At 58.2% G+C, this 18,568-nt stretch carries 13 protein-coding genes; 9 read left to right on the top strand and 4 right to left on the bottom strand.

Annotated elements, in window-relative coordinates:
• Positions 1-59: 59 nt before the first annotated feature.
• Both P9M14_10965 and P9M14_10970 read right to left on the bottom strand, forming a co-directional pair.
• Entirely contained in the window at positions 60-1,706 is a 1,647-nt protein-coding gene (locus tag P9M14_10965) for a hypothetical protein (protein MDP8256260.1), read from the bottom strand.
• Positions 1,706-2,683, bottom strand: a complete 978-nt coding sequence (locus tag P9M14_10970; protein ID MDP8256261.1) for a nitronate monooxygenase — start codon at positions 2,681-2,683, stop codon at positions 1,706-1,708. Before P9M14_10970 ends, P9M14_10965 begins: the two co-directional genes overlap by 1 nt.
• Before the next feature lie 175 nt (positions 2,684-2,858).
• On the opposite strand from P9M14_10970, the gene P9M14_10975 reads away from it, so the two are divergent.
• The 3 genes from P9M14_10975 to P9M14_10985 are packed head-to-tail and all read left to right on the top strand — an operon-like array spanning position 2,859 to position 6,329.
• Complete coding sequence (locus P9M14_10975; protein MDP8256262.1) at positions 2,859-3,329, top strand: hypothetical protein; 471 nt, start codon at positions 2,859-2,861, stop codon at positions 3,327-3,329.
• Between the two features lie 38 nt (positions 3,330-3,367).
• The gene (locus P9M14_10980; protein ID MDP8256263.1) at positions 3,368-4,204 is read left to right on the top strand and encodes a hypothetical protein; all 837 of its coding nucleotides are present in this window, start codon (positions 3,368-3,370) and stop codon (positions 4,202-4,204) included.
• 31 nt (positions 4,205-4,235) lie between these two features.
• A complete protein-coding gene (locus tag P9M14_10985) occupies positions 4,236-6,329 on the top strand; it encodes a TonB-dependent receptor (GenBank protein ID MDP8256264.1) in 2,094 nt (697 codons plus the stop codon).
• 170 nt (positions 6,330-6,499) lie between these two features.
• Here P9M14_10985 and P9M14_10990 read toward each other — a convergent pair whose 3' ends face one another.
• Together P9M14_10990 and P9M14_10995 are read right to left on the bottom strand one after the other, a co-directional pair.
• Positions 6,500-8,164, bottom strand: coding sequence for a hypothetical protein (locus tag P9M14_10990; GenBank protein MDP8256265.1), 1,665 nt, complete (start codon positions 8,162-8,164; stop codon positions 6,500-6,502).
• A 17-nt stretch (positions 8,165-8,181) separates the two neighbouring features.
• Positions 8,182-9,060, bottom strand: a complete 879-nt coding sequence (locus P9M14_10995) for a hypothetical protein (GenBank protein ID MDP8256266.1) — start codon at positions 9,058-9,060, stop codon at positions 8,182-8,184.
• A 262-nt stretch (positions 9,061-9,322) separates the two neighbouring features.
• Here P9M14_10995 and ilvD point away from each other — a divergent pair, with 262 nt between their 5' ends.
• The 6 genes from ilvD to P9M14_11025 all read left to right on the top strand — a co-directional run bounded on the left by ilvD (position 9,323) and on the right by P9M14_11025 (position 17,800).
• Complete coding sequence (ilvD, locus tag P9M14_11000) at positions 9,323-10,996, top strand: dihydroxy-acid dehydratase (GenBank protein ID MDP8256267.1); 1,674 nt, start codon at positions 9,323-9,325, stop codon at positions 10,994-10,996.
• A gap of 18 nt (positions 10,997-11,014) precedes the next feature.
• Positions 11,015-12,808, top strand: a complete 1,794-nt coding sequence (locus P9M14_11005) for a thiamine pyrophosphate-binding protein (GenBank protein ID MDP8256268.1) — start codon at positions 11,015-11,017, stop codon at positions 12,806-12,808.
• Positions 12,809-12,938: 130 nt separating this feature from the next.
• On the top strand, positions 12,939-13,265 hold the full coding sequence (locus P9M14_11010; protein MDP8256269.1) for a transposase: 327 nt from the start codon (positions 12,939-12,941) through the stop codon (positions 13,263-13,265).
• Positions 13,262-13,903: a hypothetical protein gene (locus P9M14_11015; GenBank protein ID MDP8256270.1), complete on the top strand. Its 642-nt coding sequence runs from the start codon at positions 13,262-13,264 to the stop codon at positions 13,901-13,903. The genes P9M14_11010 and P9M14_11015 overlap by 4 nt, the downstream gene beginning before the upstream one ends.
• Before the next feature lie 1,317 nt (positions 13,904-15,220).
• Complete coding sequence (locus tag P9M14_11020) at positions 15,221-15,943, top strand: hypothetical protein (protein MDP8256271.1); 723 nt, start codon at positions 15,221-15,223, stop codon at positions 15,941-15,943.
• Between the two features lie 1,725 nt (positions 15,944-17,668).
• Positions 17,669-17,800 (top strand): hypothetical protein, encoded by a 132-nt coding sequence (locus P9M14_11025; GenBank protein ID MDP8256272.1) that lies wholly within the window; start codon positions 17,669-17,671, stop codon positions 17,798-17,800.
• Positions 17,801-18,568 lie beyond the last annotated feature (768 nt).

Below are 18,568 nucleotides of genomic sequence, written 5' to 3' on the forward strand. Positions count from 1 at the left end.
GAGCTTAAAAGGGCCGGCCTTGCGCCGGCCCTTTTTTTTACCCGCGCTAATTATCCGGGTTAGCCGTCGTTGCCAATCGCCGCGGCGATGCGCTCGATTTGTGTGGCCGGATCAGGTCCCAGGCCGATGCGCAGCACGTGCCTGCCGCACTTTAGCAGCGCGCGACAATCGCCCATGGCCTGGGCGTGTTTCAATACGGCGAAACTGACGTTTGAACTGATCCCGCCGGGCTCGTCTGGGATCGGCACGTCCAGTTCGGCCCTGGAGATGATTTGCACGAACACGCCGTTGTTCGGTCCGCCCTTATGCAGCTGTCCTGTCGAGTGCAAATAGCGCGGGCCGAAGCTCGCGGTGGTGGCCACGGGATTGATTGCGAACAGGCGGCCGCGCAGCTTGTTCAGCGCGGCATAGGTCTGCGGCCGGGGATCGACGTAGGCCTGCAACGCCAAGTAGCCGCCCTGCGGGCAGCTTTGCGCAAACTTCGACAGGACGGCGCTGATTTGCGCCTCGTCGGTCAGCAGTGGGGGCAGGGCCTTGTCCGCCGATTCCAAGGACTCGGTGCGGATGTACTCGGCGGTCAGTTCCCGCGCCACGGCCTTGGCCGATTCTACGTCCGGCTGGTCAAAGGGGTTGACTCCCAGCACGTGGCAGGTCGCGGCCGTTGCCAGCTCCCAGAGCATGATCTGCTCTCCCAGCTGGTAGACATCGTGCAGCCGGAAGCTGATCAGCGGGTGGCCGCGTTCGACCAGGGAGCTGCACAGGGCTTGGTGCGGTACGTCCCCGGCAAGACCGATGCGCACGAACACGCGATCCGATCCGTATTCGTCGACCGCGGCGATCGGCTCGTGGATGATCGGCAAAATGCCTTGGCCGTGTTTGCCGGTGCTCTCGGCGATTAGCTGTTCGAGCCAGTCGCCCAGCGCGGCCAGCTGGGGGGAGAGCAATAGGGTTAATTTGTCGCGTCCGGCCAGCGCCAGTTCGCCCAGGGCCGCGCCGAGCTCCAGCCCGGGCCCGGGATCAACGGCCAGGCGCGCGGCCGGTTCCAGCAGCCGTTCGAGGTCTACGCCGATCAGGCCCGCGGGCACCAGGCCGAAGTAGGTCAGGGCCGAGTAGCGGCCGCCGACCTGCGGGTCGTTGATAAAGCAATCGCGCAGCCCCAGCTCGCCGGCCAGCTTCTCAAGCTGCTTCCCGGAGTCGGTGATCGCCACGAAGTGCTCGCCGGCCTTAGTCGCGCCCAGGGCCCGCACGTACATCCCGTGGAAGAATTTGAACAGCGAGAGCGTCTCGATCGTTCCGCCGGACTTGGTCGAGACCACGAACACGGTCTGCGCCAGCTCCAGCGAGCGGGCGCAGTCGAGGATCGCGCCCGGGTCGGTGGTGTCCAGCAGCGTGAACTGCAAGTAGCCCGCAGTGCTGCCCAGGATCGACGAGAACATCTGCGGCGCCAGGCTCGAGCCGCCCATGCCCAGCAGAACCACGTGGGTAATGCCCTCCTGGAGAAGCTTTTGGGTCAGATCACGGATGCGTTGCAGGTCGACCCGGCGCGTGGTGGGCGCCCAGAGCCAACCGAGCTTGTCAGCACAGTCCTTTGGTTCGTCGGTCCACAGAGTGTGGTCCATGTGCTGCATGCGCTCAAAAAAGCGTTGGTCCGTCATTTGCTTCAGTCGCTCGCGTTGCGCTGTTTGATACTCTCCCAGGCGGTACATCAATCCGCCCCGAAAAGTCCACGCATGCGCTTGAGGCTTTGCTCGGCCTGCTGCGCCATCTCCTCAATCAAGACCTTGATCGGCCTGATCTCTTTGATAAAGCCCACGGCCTGGCCCAGCCACAGCACGCCGGCATCCAGGTTCCCATCCTGCCACAGGGCCTGCGATTTGGCCCCGGAGATCAGGGGCAGCAGTTGTTCGATGTCAGCCTGTTCTTCCTCCATCTGCTGCACCTTGTGCGCAACCTCGGTGTCGGCCACGCGGTGGGTGTTGTGCAGCGAGCGCAGGATCAACGTGGTCTCGTGCTCCTGCAGCCGGATCAGCTCCTCGCGCACCCGCGGGTGGATCTTCGCCTCCTCGGCCGACAGCAGCAGCGTGCCGATGATCGCCGCATCAGCGCCCAGGGCCAGCATCGCGGCCAGTCCGCGGCCGTCGCCCACGCCGCCGCCGCCGATCAACGGCAGCGAGACCGAGTCCACTGTGCGCGGGATCAGTATGCTCGTGGCCAGGTCGAGTACTCCGGTGGCGCCGCCGTTCTCCCAGCCGACCACGGCCACGGCGTCCACGCCCACCGACTCGGCCTTGCGCGCGTAGCGCGGAGCCACGCACTTGTGGATCAGCAGCATGCCCGCGTCGTGGATCCGGCCCACCAGATCATCGGGCGCCTTGTGGCCCGAGGTCTCGACGATCTTGATTCCCTCGCGCTCCATTTCGTCCAGGTAGAGGTTGTTGTCCGCCTGCTGGATCGCGGGGAACATGTTGAGGTTGACTGCGAAAGGTTTGTCGGTCAGGTCCTTGGTCTGCTTAAGCGCGTCGCGGAACTGCGGCATCTGTTTGTAGTTGGCCGAGGCCAGAATTCCCAGGGCGCCGGCCTCGCTGATCGCCGCGGTGAGCTCGGGGTAGCTTAAGTACATCATCGTGCCGCCGATAACCGGATATTGGATGCCCAGCAGCTCGGTTATTCTCGTTTTGAACATCAATGCGCTCCTCGCTTACGAACCATCATGAATGATACGGGTAATGCCCCGCATCCTACATGTCATCTTGCCGTTCACTCAAGCGGGCTCATTGTGCCTGTATGTGCTTTTCATTATATTAGCAACGGAATTTGCGCCCAGCCGGTTGCCACGCGCAGCCTGATTAGGAGAAATGATGAGCAGCAGAGCGATATACATCGTTGTCTTCTCGCTATTGACGGCGCTGCTGCTGGCGGCCTCGTGCGGCAGCGGTTCGTCCGGCGACGATGACGACGACGACGACAGCGAGGTGCTCGGAACCCTGGCCGGGACGATCCAGTACGACGGCGACGCTGTGGGCGAGGAGATCGTGATCGGCCTGATCAACGAGTGGCCGATGACCAGCCCGCCCCAACAGTTCATCAGGGTGACCGTGCCCGATGGCGGGTTTCCCATGGCCTACGAGATCGAGCTGAACTACGTCGGCGACTATTTTCTGGCCTCGTTCCTCGACGTCGACCCGATGGACGGCGTGGCAATGAACAGCGAGATCGACCCGATGGATATGCCCGACGAGGGCGAGACCAAACAGACTCTGGTCCAGGGAGTCAACCAGCGCGACTTCACGCTGCTCGATCCCGAGGACGTCGATTTCTGGTGGCAGTGAGCGTACACTCCGACCACCCCTAGACAGAATTGGCTAAAATGAAACGTAACAAGCTTACTTGGTTGTTTGCAATCGTGACGCTGCTTGCGGCGCTGATCTGGATCATTGCCTTGCCCGCGTGCTCTGGCGACGATGACGACGATGACAACGACGACGACGATTGGAGCAATTTTCCGGCCACAATCAGCGGCACAATGTCCTACGAGGGCGACGCCGTGGGCGCGCAGGTGATGATCGCCATCGCCGACCAGTGGCCGATGACATCGGCGCCGCTGTACTTCACCTACGTCGACGTGCCGCAAAGCGGATTCCCCTTCTCCTATCGCGCGGGCCTGGATCGCACCGGGCCGCTCTACGTGTTGGCGCTGATCGACGTCGACCCGGACGACGGCCTGGGCATGAATCCCGAGCTCGATCCGCTGGACATCCCCGAGGAGCCCAGCCAGATCGTGGCCGGCGACAACGTGATCGACTTCAACTTCCTCGACCCGGATCAGATCGCGGACGACGACGATGATGACGACGACGACGACGACGATGACGACGACGTCACCGGGGTCAAGGGCGTGTTGGTCTACGACGGCGCGGCCGTGGGCGAGAACGTGGTGATCGGTCTGTGGGACACGCCGCTGCCGTTTCCCACCAGCGCGCCGGACCACTCGTTTCAGGTTCCGGTGCCCGAGAGCGGATTTGCCTTTGAGTACCGCGTTGAGTCCGAGGTGCCCGGCGAGTGGCGCATGGCCGCCTACCTCGACGTGAACCCCGAGGACGGTCCGAGCATGAACGACGTGGATCCGCGCGACATGACCTTTGGCCAGACCACCATCGTCAGCGGGCAAATGGCGACCCGCGACTTCATGCTGGTCGACAACTGAGCCGCGCAACAGGCAATCAAGGCAGCGTAGCGTGAACATCCTGGGAATAAAAACCTATTGTCCGATGGCGCTGCTGGCCGCGGCCGTGGCTATGCTGTGCGTATTAATGCCGGCGGCGGCGATTGCCGCGGATCAAGAACAGAACGACGACGACGACGATCAGGACCAGGGCGAGGGCAACGACGTCGAGCTGCCCGAGCTGGTGGTCACCGGCACACGAACGCCGCACGAGCTATCCGATGCGCCGGTGCCGATCTCGATCGTCGAGGGCGACGAGATCGAGGCCGCGGGCGCTGTTGACGCGGGCGATGCGATCCAGAGCGTGCCCGGCGTGTTCGTCGACGACTACGAGTCGGCCAGTCGCGGCGGCCCGGGATCGGGCGTCAACCTGCAAGGCCTGCCCACCGACCGCGTGCTGATCCTGGTCGACGGCCAGCGCGTGCCCTGGACCATGCGCGCGCCCGACCTCGAACTGATCCCCGCGCGGCTGATCCGCCGTGTGGAGGTAGTTAAGGGACCGGCCAGCTCGCTCTACGGCTCGGACGCCGTGGGCGGCGTGGTCAACATCCTGACCCACAACCCGACCCGCAAGCCGCGCGCCGAGTTCGAGCTCGGCGCGGGCAGCTTCTATACCTTCGGCGGTAACGTTTTTCACTCCTGGTCCGCCGGTCCCATGGGTTGGGTGCTGAACTTCAACCGCGAGCAGTCCGACGGCTGGATCGACGCCAACGCCGCGCGTTCGCTGATCCAGATGGGCAAGGGCGTGGTCGACACCCTGCCCAAGCCCTACCACCGCGGGCATCCCTACGAGCTCAACGACGTCTTCGGCAAGCTCACGGCGCGCGCCGGCGAGCACCTCAAACTGCGGGCCCAGTCGCGCTACCACTGGGAGGACAACCAGCTCAGCGACACCGACTACGGCACGGTCTCGGACAACAAAACGCGACTGTCCGGCCTGGTCGGCGCGCAGCTCGACATCGGACGACTCAGCGTCGATCTGGACCTGGGATACTTTCGCCGCACGTTCCGCTATCGCGAGTTCTCCACGACCTACGTGATTAATCCCGTGCCTCCGCCGGACTACATCAAGGGCACCTCGAACAAGGGCAACACCACGGTCGGCGATGATTTCGACGCGCAGCTCAACTCCTCGTACCTGCTGGCCGGCTGGAACCTGCTCAGCGCCGGGCTCGCCTGGCGTCACGAGCAACTGGACTACTCGGCGTTCGAGACCAGCTCGATGACCGACGCCGAGCAGGCCTACGACGCATTTCAAACAGTGCTTTCGGCCTATTTGCAGGACGAGCTGTTTCTGCTGGGCGGTCGCTGGTCGATCGTGCCCGGCGTGCGTGTGGACTATCACGACACATGGGGCGTGGAGACCAACCCCAAGCTTTCGACCCTGGCCAAGCTCGGACCGAGCACCGCGCTGCGCTTAAGCGCGGGCAGGGCGTTTCTGGCGCCAACGCTCTCGCAGCTCTATCGGCCGACCTTCCGCCATTCGGGTTACTACATGACCGGCAACGAGCAGCTCGAGCCCGAACAGGCCTGGGGATTCAACGCCGAGCTCGAACAGTCGATTTTCGAGTACGCACGGATCTGCGGCGGATACTTCCAGTACGAGATCGAGGAGATGATCTACACCACCGTGCTCGAGGACGACTACGTCAGCGGCCTGCCGCTGATGACCTACACCAACCTCAAAAGCGCGCGGATTTACGGGGCCGAGGGGTCGGTCGGCGTCTATCCCCACGACTGGGTCGGGCTGCAACTGAGCTACACCTACAGCGAGACGCGCGACCTGGACGAAGACCAGCCGTTGGGCACTACTCCCAAGCACAACGCCTCGGCGCGGCTGTTCTGGGAGATCGAGCCCTGGGGCCTGGGCGGACACGTCGGCGCGCAGTATCAGTCCCAGCGTGACTACATCGGCATGGGCGGACGCTGGTACACGGCGGACGAGCGCTTCAGCACCAGCGCGCGGATCTATCAGCGCATCGGCCGCCACGTGGAGCTGGGGTTCAAGGTCGATAACTGGCTGGGGTACAAGTGGGACCGCGAAGGGGACGGCGATTGCGACATGCCGCCCACCGGCTATTACGGATCGCTCAAGCTCAAATTGTAGAGCGGCGGGATAAAGATCGAGAAATCGATCTTTATATGTAGGGCTCGCCTGGGCGGCTTGGAGCCGCCACAAAACTCGCAAAGCACGCTGGTCGCAGCGCCACCCACCCCGCGCCGCGGAGAAGATCGTGGAGTTATGACTATGGTCCGCCCGCGTGCCATGCGGGCACCTCAAAGGTGCCTGAGGACGTAGACCTGTTTTCCCTCAGCGTCCGCAACCGCGTCCACTGACCGATAGGGCGGCAGGTCGGCGCACAGCTCATCGAGCTGTTGCGCGGGCACATAGCCGAAATCTTCGCGCCGGGTGATCGGACCGCACGGCTCGCGATCCGGTGTGAGGATCAGACCAAGGGGTGGGCCCAGGCGATAGAACAACGGATTGTGCTCGATCCCCACGTGCTCGTAGCTGTAGATCGGCACGATGCTCATGCCGTAATACGCGCTGTAGAGCATCACCTCGGCGGGCTCCACGCTGACCGTGCCCATGATTGCCGCGCTTGAACTTTGCGGCCACTGCCCGTGACGCAGCAGGGCGCAGGTGATGTCCAGGGACGCGCGCTCGAATCCGCGCGGCGAACGCGGTACGTCCTGCTCGAACACGAAACTGCGCGAGCGCCCGACCTGAGGGTCGAAGCTCAGATCCAAGACCCGGACCCAGCCCAAGCCAAGCGCCACACAGATTGCGGCGGTTGCCATCAATGCCCGACGTTTGGGAAGCAGGGCGCGCGCCTGCACGAGTCCCACGCTGATCAGCACGGCCAGGGCGGGCAGCACCAACAGCAGCCGTCGCGATTCGCGGTTGGGCCATGCGCTGAGGAACGCCAGGGCGGCCAGGCAGTACGCGACCAGGAACGCCGCGGCACGGCGCTTGCGGTTCGCTCGACTCAGGGCCAGGGGCATGGAGGCAATGGCGGCCAGGGCCCACCAGGGTTCGATGCTTACTCGGAACAGCTCGACCGGCAGGGCCAGAAAGGGCAGGGCGCCCAGCGCACCGGGCAGGCTGAACTCGGGCGCGAACGGTCCCTCGGACAGGCCGGCGCGTAAAATCGCCAGCGACCCGGAGGGTACGATTTGAAAGTAGAGCCACAGGCCCAGGCCGAAGCTCGCCAGGGATAAAAATAGGTTGAGCCCAACCCTGCCGGTGTGCCGCAGCCGGTCGCGCGAGCGCCGCAGCTCGAGTAACACGGCGCACAGCCCGGCAACGATCGCGGGCAGGGCGTAGATCGGGAACTCGTAGCGTACGAGCATTCCGGCGCTGAGCAGCAAGCCGGTGAAGATCGCGGTCAACGGCCTGAACCCGGCGCGCATGCGCCAGGCGGCCAGCGGCAGCCAGGCGGCCAGGGCCATGGCGCTGACCTCGAGGTGCATCACGCGGGTAAAGCCCAGGATCGCGGGGAAGGCCAGTACGATCAGAGCGGCGAGCAGGCCTTGGGCCGGACCCAACAGCGTGCGTCCCAATGCCGCGGCAGCCAGCACCAGCAAAATCAGCGCGGGGAGCAACGCCGCGACCTCGGCCGTTCGTCCGGGACCCAGGCGCGTGGTCAGCCAGGCCGGGAGCAGCACCCAGGCGTTGAACACGCGCAACGGCAGTCCGTGCCAAGCCTGGATCAGTGTGGCGAGGTCGGGCCGGTCCGATACGCTCAGCGCCTGATGTGCAATCTGACGGGCGTTGACCGAGTACTTGAAGCTGTCCAGTTCCGGCGGCAACGGGTTCAGGTCCAGGGCCGCCCAGCTTAGGTTGATCCAGCACGCAACGCACAGCGCCAGCAGCAGCAGCAACGCGGCCGGTGCGATCAGCGCACTACGCGCGATCGGTTTATTAAGGTCGAGTCTCATAGCGATAGCGACAAGGGCTACCAGACGATCTTGTGCCGGGCTGGATACTTCTCCTCGAACTTGGTCGTGTCGAGCTCATAGCGCATGTTATCCAGAAAGGTCTGCACCGCCTCGGCGTACTCGGGATCGTTGAAATAGGCCTTGATCCGCGGGGAGTGCGGCTTGATCTGCTCCTCGGCGAACCACTTGACCGCCTCGCCCGATTCCGCGTCGCGCACGCATTCGAGGTAGACCGCCCACGAGACCTGGCTCAGGTCCATCCCCAGCTCGCTCATATCGCGCCAGATCGCCGACATCTCGGCCTGCTTGCGCGGGTCGAAAAAGTCGAAGAACTCGGAGTAGATCAAAGCGTTGTTGATGTACTCCGGGAAGTTGAGCAGCCCCTCTTTGGACAGCAGCTTGGTCAGCGCGTTGAGCAGGTGCACCACCTCGTTGCCCACGCCCAGGCCGGGGTGGTTTTGGCCGGGCAGCCGCGGCTTGTGCTCGCCGAACTCGCGGCGTTGGTCCTGCATCAGCATCCACTCGATTACCAGCAAGTCCATCTGCTGTAGGTCGTGCCCCTCGAGGAATTTGACCTTGGGAGTGAACGAACCCTCCTTGACGATCACCTCGCCCAGCAGGCAGTACTCGTCGTCTTGGGGGTGCTCGATGGTCATCCGATAGGCGTAGGGGCCGTGGTCGGTGTAGCTGATCTTCAGGTCTTGGTATCCGCGGGCCGCGAGCTTGGCCGTGATGCCGAACCGTTCGAGCGCCTCGCGTACCTGAGTAGCGCTGTAGGTTCCCAAAAACAGCGCCGAGCTCTTGGTGCCGTCAAGCTGATCGGCCAGCTCGTCATCGGACAGGTCCAGTCCTTGCTCCAGGCCCGAGGGCGCGAAGAAATCGAAATGGTGAAACACTCGCGGTTTCCAGGAGCCCCGTAAGGGAGTCATCTTCAGCCGGGATTATTCATAGTGTTTACGTTACATCACACAATCGGTTCGCAGTCGTCTGGTTATCATCAGCGGCGTGGTTCCAATAGAGCGTACCCGCAGCAACGTGGGCCTGTCAACGGTTCTGCGCGTGGCGTCCACTGCCGGATAAGCGGCAAATAGCCTTTGAAACCAACATGTTGACACCTGTTGCGCCGCGGCTGTAGTATTGGCGCCCCAAAGGAAGCAAATGGAAAAGTACGACATCGATTCAGCATACGCCCGCGCACTGTTTCACGCCTGCGGCGTGGGTGCGGACAAGTTCGCCGGGCTGAAGATCGGCGTGGCCAACTCATGGAACGAGCTGGTGCCCGGCCACGTGCATTTGCGCGGCCTGGCCGACCTGGTCAAGTCCGCAGTGCGCGACGCCGGAGCCACGGCGTTGGAGTTCAATACCATCGCGCTGTGCGACGGGATCTGCCAGGGCCGGGGGATGCACGCGGTGCTTCCCTCGCGCGAGGTGGTGGCCGCGTCGGTGGAACTCACGGCCCGCGCCTACCAATTTGACGCACTGGTAATGCTCTGCTCGTGCGACAAGATCGTGCCCGGCATGCTGATGGCCGCGGCGCGGTTGGATCTGCCCACGCTGTTTCTCACCGGCGGATTGATGGATGTCGGAGAATTCGGCGGGCGCGTGACCGTGGCCTCGGACGTCAAGGAGGGGATCGGCCGCGCCCAACGCGGCGATCTGAGCGCTGACGAGCTGCGCGCCCTGGGCGAGGCGGCCTGTCCCGGCCCGGGCGTGTGCAACATGCTGGGAACCGCCAATACGATGTGTACGCTGGTGGAGGCCGCGGGCCTGAGCCTGCCGGGCAACGCCACAGTGGCGGCCAACGGCGAGGCGTTGCGCGACATGGCGCGACGCGTGGGCGAGCTGGCTGTCGAACTGGCGCGCAATGGCGGCCCCACTGCGCGGCGGCATTTGAGCGCGGGCTCGCTGCGCAACTTGGTGCGCACGGTCCAGGCCAGCGGCGGATCGGCCAACGCGGTGCTGCATCTGCTGGCCCTGGCCCGCGAGCTGGACGACGATCTATCGCTGGACGACTTCGACCGATTGGGCGCTGACACGCCTCTGCTGTGCAAATTCAAACCCAGTTCCGAGCTGACTGTAAGCGACTTCGGCGCGGCGGGCGGGGTCTCGACGCTGCTGCGCGCATTGGGTTCGCGCATCGACGCAACGGTTCCGACCATCGAGGGCCACACGTTGGCCCAACGCGCGGCCGATGCGCCCGAGCCCGACGGTACGATCATTCATGCGATCGACGATCCGCTCGAGCCGCGCGGCGGGATCGTGGTGCTGCGCGGCAGCCTTGCGCCGCACGGCGCGGTGGTTAAGGAATCGGGGGTCGATCCGCAAATGCGCGTACATCAGGGACCGGCGCGGGTGGCTGATTGCGAGGAGGACGTCACGCATTTGCTGCGCGAGCGGCTGGTGCAACCCGGCGACGTGCTGGTGGTGCGCTACGAGGGCCCGCGCGGCGGACCGGGCATGCGCGAGCTGAGCCTGCCCGCGGCAATGCTCGTGGGCCAAGGGTTGCACACCTCGGTGGCGATGGTCACCGACGGCCGCTTTTCCGGGGCCACGCGCGGACCGTGCGTGGGCTACATCTGCCCCGAGGCCTGGGATTGCGGACCCCTGGCATTGGTGCGCGACGGCGACCAGGTGCGCATCGACCTCGAGGCCAAGGCCCTGGACCTGCTGGTCGACGACGACGAAATGACGCGCCGCGCCAAAGCCTGGCAGCGGCCCGCCAAAGATCGCGGCACGGGCTTCCTGCGGCTCTACGCCGACAACGCGTCGTCGGCCGCGGACGGCGCGCGGATTGAAACGCGAGGCGAGCCGGGCGATGATGCGTCCGAATAAAATCAGGGGTAGCAGACGATGAAACTCACCGGCGGCGAGATTGTAGTCGAGATGTTGATCCGGCACCACGTGCCCTTTGCCTTCGGCATTCCGGGGCACGGCTGCCTGGCGCTGGCCGACGCGTTCGTGGGGCGCGAGGAGCGCATCAAGCTGCTGGGGGTCAAGCAGGAGATGTCTGGCGGCCACGCTGCCGACGCCTATTACCGCGTCACGGGCCAGCCGCTGTGCATGTTCACCTCGATCGGCCCCGGCGCGCTGAACACGGCCATTGCCGCGGCCACGGCCTTTGTGGATTCGCGCGCGCTTTTAATCATCACCGGCTCGGCGCACACGCACATGCGCGGCAAAGGGCTGCTGCAGGAGGTCGAGCGCACGCAGGACGACGACCTGGCCCAGGCGCTGCGGCCGCTGGTAAAACGCTCGTTCCGCGTATCCAACGTGGCGCTGCTGGCCTCGACCGTCAAACGCGCGTTCCAGACCATGCTCAGCGGACGCCCCGGCCCGGTGCACATTGAGCTGCCCATGGACATCCAGGCCCAGACCATCGAGGTCGAGCTGCCCGAGCCCTACGTGCCGGGCACCGGCGGGATCAGCCCCGGCGACCCGCAGCTGGTGGCGCGAGCGGCCGAGATGCTGGCTACGGCGCAGCGTCCGGTGATTTTGGCCGGCGGCGGCGTACACATTGCGCGGGCCTACGACGAGCTGGCCGAGCTGGCCCACGCCTCGGGCGCGGCGGTTGTTACGACCATGGCGGGCAAGGGTTGCTTTGACGAGACCGATCCGCTCTACGGCTGGCACACCGGGTCCAAGGGCACGCGCGTGGGGCTCGAGCTGACCTCCAAGGCCGACGTGCTGCTGGCCGTGGGCTGCCGCTTTGCCGACGAGACCTCCTCCTCCTACCGCCACGGCGTGAGCTTCAGCATTCCCGGCACCAAGCTGATCCAGGTCGACCTCGACCCGGCGGAGATCGGCAAGAACTACCCGGTCGACGTCGGTATCCTGGGCGACATGCGCGGCGTACTGCCCGCGATTAGCGCCAAGCTCGAGGGCCGGACCATCGACCGCAGCGATTTTCACGCACACGTGGCAAAGCTGCGCACCCAGTGGCTCGATTACGTGCGAACGCTTGTGGAGCGCGAGCTCGAGCCGCCGACCATCTCGCGCCTGCTGAGCGAGCTGCGCCAGGCCCTGGCCGACGATGCCTTTGTGGTTACGTCGTCTGGCAACACCCAGGCGCAGATGCTCCAGGAGTTCCCGTTCTCCGTGCCCGGCACCTGCCTGACCACCGGGGGCTTTAGCGCCATGGGCTGGACCCTGCCAGCGGCCATCGGCGCCAAACTGGCGCGGCCCGAGCGCCAGGTGGTGGCGCTGCTGGGTGACGGCGATTTCCTGATGACCATGCAGGAGATGGCCACGGCAATCGAGCTGGGGACCAACGTTGTGGTCGTGCTGGCCAACAACCGCGGATGGTTGGCGATCTCGGATTTGCAGATGGACGCTTTCGGCCTTGAGCGTGCCTCGGGCACGCTGTTTACCACACCCGACGGCCAACGCTACACCCCGGACTTTGCCGCCTGCGCCCAAGCCTTTGGCTGGCACTCCGAACGCGTGGCGCGCGGCGACCAGATCGCCGATGCCATTGGCCGCGCCCTGGACGCGGGCAAACCGGCCCTGGTCGAGGTGATGGTCAGCGAGCAGTACCCCTACACCGGCTCCCCGGCCGTTGGCTGGTGGGACGTGCCGATCCCCGAATACCTCGGCGCCGAAAAACGCCAAGCCTACGAACAGGGCAAAAAAGAAGAGAAGCTGTAGCGCGAGCAGCAGGTACTAAATTGCGATTGATGAAGTCATTGCAAATTTATATCTTGACATTATTTTCATCTTATGGTAAGCGTCATACGATACGACATGTTTTTGTAACGGTTTTTACCTGAATCAGCCGCTGGCCGCGGCCTATTACATGCGCGAGGAACTGCGCCAAATGTGGGAACAGGACGACATCCCGGCGGCACGGGCGTTTCTCGAATCCTGGTGCGAACGGGCCGAAGCCTCGGGAATCCGAATGCTGATCAAGATGGCCAAAACCATCCGAATGCACCGATGGGGAATCTACGCTTGGTACGAACACCCGATCTCAACCGGGCCGCTCGAAGGAACCAACAACAAAATCAAAACCATGCAAAGGCAAGCGTATGGCTTTCGAGATAAGGAGTTTTTCATGCTGAAAATCTATGCGTTGCATCAGATGAAGTACGCATTAATCGGATGAGCCCAAAAAAAAATATCTCCGGATGTCTATCTTTAGTCATTATACTTGGTGTACTGTTTTTCTTTGCTATTATTGGAGTACGACTAAGTGATGTTAAAAATCAAACCCCATCAAAGACTTCAGCGGTTATACATACACCCCAACCAACTCCTACTCCAATCGAATTACCGGCAAAACAAGTGGCGTTTACGCATGCAGTAACAATATTTTTCCATCAATATAGAAGTGCACCAAATGAGTTAAAAAAATCTGCTCTACGCACACAGAGAAGAAACGGAATAAAAACCGCACTGGCCAATTCGCGATCTGTAAAGGATTGGATTGGTAAAATCGACAACATGGGAACTAACTCCGAAGGTAAAGCATATATTTATATAAAAATGGAAAGTGAAGACAGGATCAAGCTAGGAACATGGAATAACGCTTTTTCAGATATTGGGGCCAACACTCTAATTGATCAATCAAATCCACTATTTCATGTATTAGCCGAGCTGTCTGAAGGCAACAGAGTAATATTTAGCGGTACTTTTATCCAGAGTGATCAAGATTTTATTCGTGAATCAAGCCTAACCGAATTTGGCGCAATGACAGATCCTTCATTTATTTTTAAGTTTTCTACCCTTGAGTTATACAAATAGGGAGTTCCGGTGACACCGATAACCGCACTACTTCGCTAAAGCTTCATTACTACGTAAAAGCTCTCTAGTAAATGAGCAATCACGAATACTATTTCTACCCGTAGGTTCCGAAAATTCAATCCGGCCAGGAATCGGGCATGATTGGACATCGGGCAAGGTGATTGCGGCTTGTAATGGAGTCGTTCAGCCTGGAGAAATCGGGGCATCAGCGTGTGCCTCGCCAAAAATAGATCGGGCCTGATTTGGTCGTTGGATGACGAGATGGCGGTGTTTTTCGTAGCAGGCATGGACCTATGAACAGACTAATCAAGCGCGGGGAATCCCAGTTCCCTCCGCTGCTCCGCCCATTCGACTGGAAAACCCTGGTGTAGCCGGGCGAGCGACAGGCCCGACGGCTCCTTGCCGTCCAAAATGGCCTCGGATAATTCCAGGACAATTCCAGGGACACGATACTTAATTATTGACAAACAACCTGTTTTTGTTATCTTTTTCCCATGACACGGATATCGCGAGTGGTGGCCCCCGGGATTCCTCATCATATTACCCAACAGAGTTTTGGGGACACGAAACTTAATTGACTGTTGACGCTATAAATCTATTAGTGCTTATCTATCAGTTACTTTTGAGAGTTCGGGGGACATCATACTTAATTGACGGTCAGCCATATATACTGTTATTTGTAGTAATATCAGCTGATTTAATCGATAATAAAGTGTCATGTCCCCATAACTCCCCTTTCTTCTTCTGAGAAATACGATACTAAATTTGAATATGCTAGACTTTGTAGATCTGACCTGAAAGGAACTGACATTACAGGAGCCAATTTAAAGAACTCAGATCTCCGCAATGCTGACTTGCGAACAAAGAGCTTTTGGAACGTAAATAGTCTGGAAGGTGCTAAGTGGAATGAGAAGACAATATTTCCTGATGGTTTCGATATCGCCGAGCGTAAAAAACGAGGCATGATAGAAGAGAACCGAGAACCTAACGTTAATTCGGACGAAGAAAATAGTTCTTCTAGATATACGTAGACAACGTAATGTAAGTTTCGCCGGCCGTATCACATACTGTAAATGATCACGTCAGCGTGCATCTAGTTCGCGACACTCCCTTCGACCTTCCTCATTTGGATCCTTTTGCTCTAGTTTTTATGTTTTTTATCTTGACAGAGATAAAGTAATTATGTATTCTCTTTATAGGGTGATGGTGTAATGGAAACACGCCCGTAAGGGAGTCTAATCGGGTTCGATTCCCGGTCACCAAAGGGTATCGATTATTCCGGTCTCCTTTGGTGACCTGAAATCACGAAGTGAGTGCATGAAATCAAAAGAGAAAATTTATAAGTTTCATGTTAAAAACCTTAGATCCGTTGAAAGCGGCATGCTTCAAGTCGCTCGCTCAATTCGAAAAGCGATTTCCAAGGACGAAAAAACCATTGTTGATTCCTTTACGAGGTTATTCGCCCTATTGCTTGGCGTATGGTCCGAGTGCCGACTTTGCAAGCTAACATTTGAACCTAACGCTTTTAATGACATAGATATTGAATTGATTTATGATCAACCAACACAAATAGACAAGTGGCAGAAAGCAATTGAATTGGCTTTCCGAAAACACTATAAAGTCCCTAGGGCTGCCCTTTCAGATACAACGTTACCCCATTCAGTTTTCGCGAGATACACGACATTGATTGGCCTCCTTGAAAACGACCTTAAGCCTATTATTGAACTCAGGAATAAACTTGCGCATGGTCAGTGGATTTATCCATTAAATTACGATGGGAATGACATCGCCCAGAAACAAATGGATGCCCTACGCTTAGAAAACCTTCTGTCACTCCAATATAAAGCAAAGATATTATCTTATATCACTGATATTGTTAATGATCTAGCGGTATCTGAATCAACATTCGACCGCGATTTTGATAAGCATTACTCTCTGGTTATTCAAATAAGAACTAATCTTAGCAAGCATAGCTATTGTAACTATGAACGACGGCTAAAACAAAACTACAACACTGGAAGACAACATCATGCAAATTAGAACCGTGCGTTTTTAAAGCCGAAGAGAGTTAAGGGGACGCCCATAGGAGTTAGGGGGACACCATCCCTAACTATTAGGAGTTCGGGGGACACCATACTTAATTATTACATAACATAATGTTTCTTAACATTTATTAAGTCACGTGCCTTCCGCGCCTAATGCCATTGGGGCCACCAAAGTCAAATAGTCATTGACACACCTCCTCATCCACTGGTAAAATATAGTGGTGCTCATTGAAATCTAAATCACGAACGGCGATTGGAAAATTACGCCTGAAGTCGTGTAGTTGACATAATGTTTTGCCAAAAATTCCATACGATTATATCGCAGTAGAATTAGCAACTTACAAACCTGCGAAAACTCAACCTATGCGATCAACTAAGCCCTATCGTACTTAGGCGAAATTACAGGGAAATCGCGGTTTTTTTCGAAAGATTATCGCATGCGTACGGTTTCAGGATTACCCTGATTAATCAGCAACTTGGGGTAATCTGGGGACATCATACTTATTTCTGAATGAGTCCAGCTTAAGAACCGAAAATGTTAAATCGTTGATATATAGGACATAATCTTAATAGTTTTTGCTAGGAGATACTTTAATTAGTATGGTGTCCCTCGATTAACTTTAATTAGTATGGTGTCCCTCGATTAACTCCCTCGATTAACTCCCTCGATTAACCCTTTCTGTCTAAAATGCGCCAAGGACATCTTAATTAAAATCGGCATGTCTCTTAAAGCGTCTTTCTCCGACGTGCCCTTCGGCTAATCACTGAAAGCGGAAAGGTGAATTAGGGCCGGGCATTAAGAAGTCCCTAGCACCTCGACCCTGCGGGCACCGCTCACCCGGCAGGAAAACAAACCTGCGCGTTTGCCGGTAAGGAGCGTTGAGTGGTAAGAACGATAAACGATAAATACTCTAATACATTATGCGTCTGACAAAGGATACAGAGTCACCATCGATCGCACCAACAATAGTTTGGTGCGCCGGTATAGCCGTCATAATTGCAAATGCCGGTGCCATGGCAGGATGGACAATTTGGATCCGGTCCTCTTCTTAGTAATTCGGGCAGCGGGTCCGGTTTAATATTGAAGGTTGTTGTTGGAGGCTCATATGTAGGTTTGGGATCAAACTTAGGAAAAAGATATTTTTCAGGCAGCAAGTACGTGGGTTCTGGTTTTATTTCAGGAAAAAGGTTGGTTTTGGACAAATCGTAAGTTGTCTCCTGTACTAAATTTTTAAAAAAATTGACATTCGGGATGAAAGACTGGAAATGATTCAGGACATTATCGGAATCGCAATGACAGTTGCGTCGATGAATACCATGCGGGCCCAAACCATCGTGTAGTCCCCAACTGGAACTGCTTTTGCAGCTTCAAGTCCCAGAGCAATAACGACCGCACTTGTAACAATAATGTATTTTGAACCTCCTACGCTTTCTTGAATATTTCTCCGGGATCCCCCGTTTAAAATTCCGAAGCGGGCTTTTCAAGCACCATGCACGGCAAAAACCACCCTTCGACTTTCTGATCTCGCGCAAACCGTCGTTGCTATGCCTAATCGTACCCCTCTCTCGCCATAAAATCAACCGTTTCCGCGAAGAAATCCTTGGATACCACTATCTCTGTTATTTGGTCTTGTATTCAGAAATTTGGGGGGGAAAACGCGGGAAAAAACTTCCATCTGCCGTTCTTGCCCTTTTCAAATCGCACCCTTATCCTGCTCGTATGAAGAAGCTGATCGCCTATTTGGAAAAGCTCATCGCCGACCGATTTTTCGGATCGGTAACGCTCAGTTTCCAGAGCGGCAAACTGTGCAACGTGAAGGTCGAGCGGAGCCTGAAGCCGACCGACCTCTGATAACCGGCGAGTTAAGGGGACACCATACCTAACTATTGTCCGCCAATTCACACCAAATTCACCATCCGCACGTAGATCCTTCGCCTGCGGCTCAGGATGACGGTTTATCGTATGATATCAATGCGATATAACGCTGTCAGTCGCCCGCAAACTGTCATTCTGAACGAAGTGAAGAATCTACGTCCTGCAACCACCAATCGTCCATTATAGACAAATTCCACGTGCGCACGTAGATCCTTCGCCTACGGCTCAGGATGACGGTTAGCGTACGATATCAGTCCCTTATGTCATTCTGAGCGAAGCGAAGAATCTACGTTGTAACGCCAAATTTCACCAGCCTTGTCTAGTAATATTTGACACACCTCCCCATCTCCTGGTAAAATATAAAGGTGCTCATTGAAAACCAAATCACGAACGGCGAGTGGAAAATTACGCCTGAAGTCGCGTAGTTGACATAATGTTTTGCCAAAATTTCCATGCGATTATATCGTATTAGAATCAGCAACTTACAGACCTGCGAAAACTCAACCTATGCGATCAACTAAGCCCTATCGTACTTAGGCGAAATTACAGGGAAATCGCGGTTTTTTTCGAAAGATTATCGCATGCGTGCGGTTTCAGGATTCCCCTGATTAATCAGCAACTTGCGCGACAGGGGAAAGCAGTATATGAACATCGCATGGAGCCAAATCGCGATTACCAAGTAATATCAACGACTATACGCGCTTCGTAACCTATACGAAATCTGTGATTTGAAATCCCAATTCG

Origin of the sequence: Candidatus Alcyoniella australis (genome assembly GCA_030765605.1) — a bacterium.
Classification (GTDB): domain Bacteria; phylum Lernaellota; class Lernaellaia; order JAVCCG01; family Alcyoniellaceae; genus Alcyoniella; species Alcyoniella australis.

What these genes read in the sequence shown, in the direction of transcription:
- P9M14_10965 (MDP8256260.1), bottom strand. Translation starts at nt 1,706, where the DNA reads ATGTACCGCCTGGGAGAGTATCAAACAGCGCAACGCGAGCGACTGAAG.
- P9M14_10970 (MDP8256261.1), bottom strand. Translation starts at nt 2,683, where the DNA reads ATGTTCAAAACGAGAATAACCGAGCTGCTGGGCATCCAATATCCGGTT.
- P9M14_10975 (MDP8256262.1), top strand. Translation starts at nt 2,859, where the DNA reads ATGAGCAGCAGAGCGATATACATCGTTGTCTTCTCGCTATTGACGGCG.
- P9M14_10980 (MDP8256263.1), top strand. Translation starts at nt 3,368, where the DNA reads ATGAAACGTAACAAGCTTACTTGGTTGTTTGCAATCGTGACGCTGCTT.
- P9M14_10990 (MDP8256265.1), bottom strand. Translation starts at nt 8,164, where the DNA reads ATGAGACTCGACCTTAATAAACCGATCGCGCGTAGTGCGCTGATCGCA.
- ilvD (MDP8256267.1), top strand. Translation starts at nt 9,323, where the DNA reads ATGGAAAAGTACGACATCGATTCAGCATACGCCCGCGCACTGTTTCAC.
- P9M14_11005 (MDP8256268.1), top strand. Translation starts at nt 11,015, where the DNA reads ATGAAACTCACCGGCGGCGAGATTGTAGTCGAGATGTTGATCCGGCAC.
- P9M14_11015 (MDP8256270.1), top strand. Translation starts at nt 13,262, where the DNA reads ATGAGCCCAAAAAAAAATATCTCCGGATGTCTATCTTTAGTCATTATA.
- P9M14_11020 (MDP8256271.1), top strand. Translation starts at nt 15,221, where the DNA reads ATGAAATCAAAAGAGAAAATTTATAAGTTTCATGTTAAAAACCTTAGA.
- P9M14_11025 (MDP8256272.1), top strand. Translation starts at nt 17,669, where the DNA reads ATGAAGAAGCTGATCGCCTATTTGGAAAAGCTCATCGCCGACCGATTT.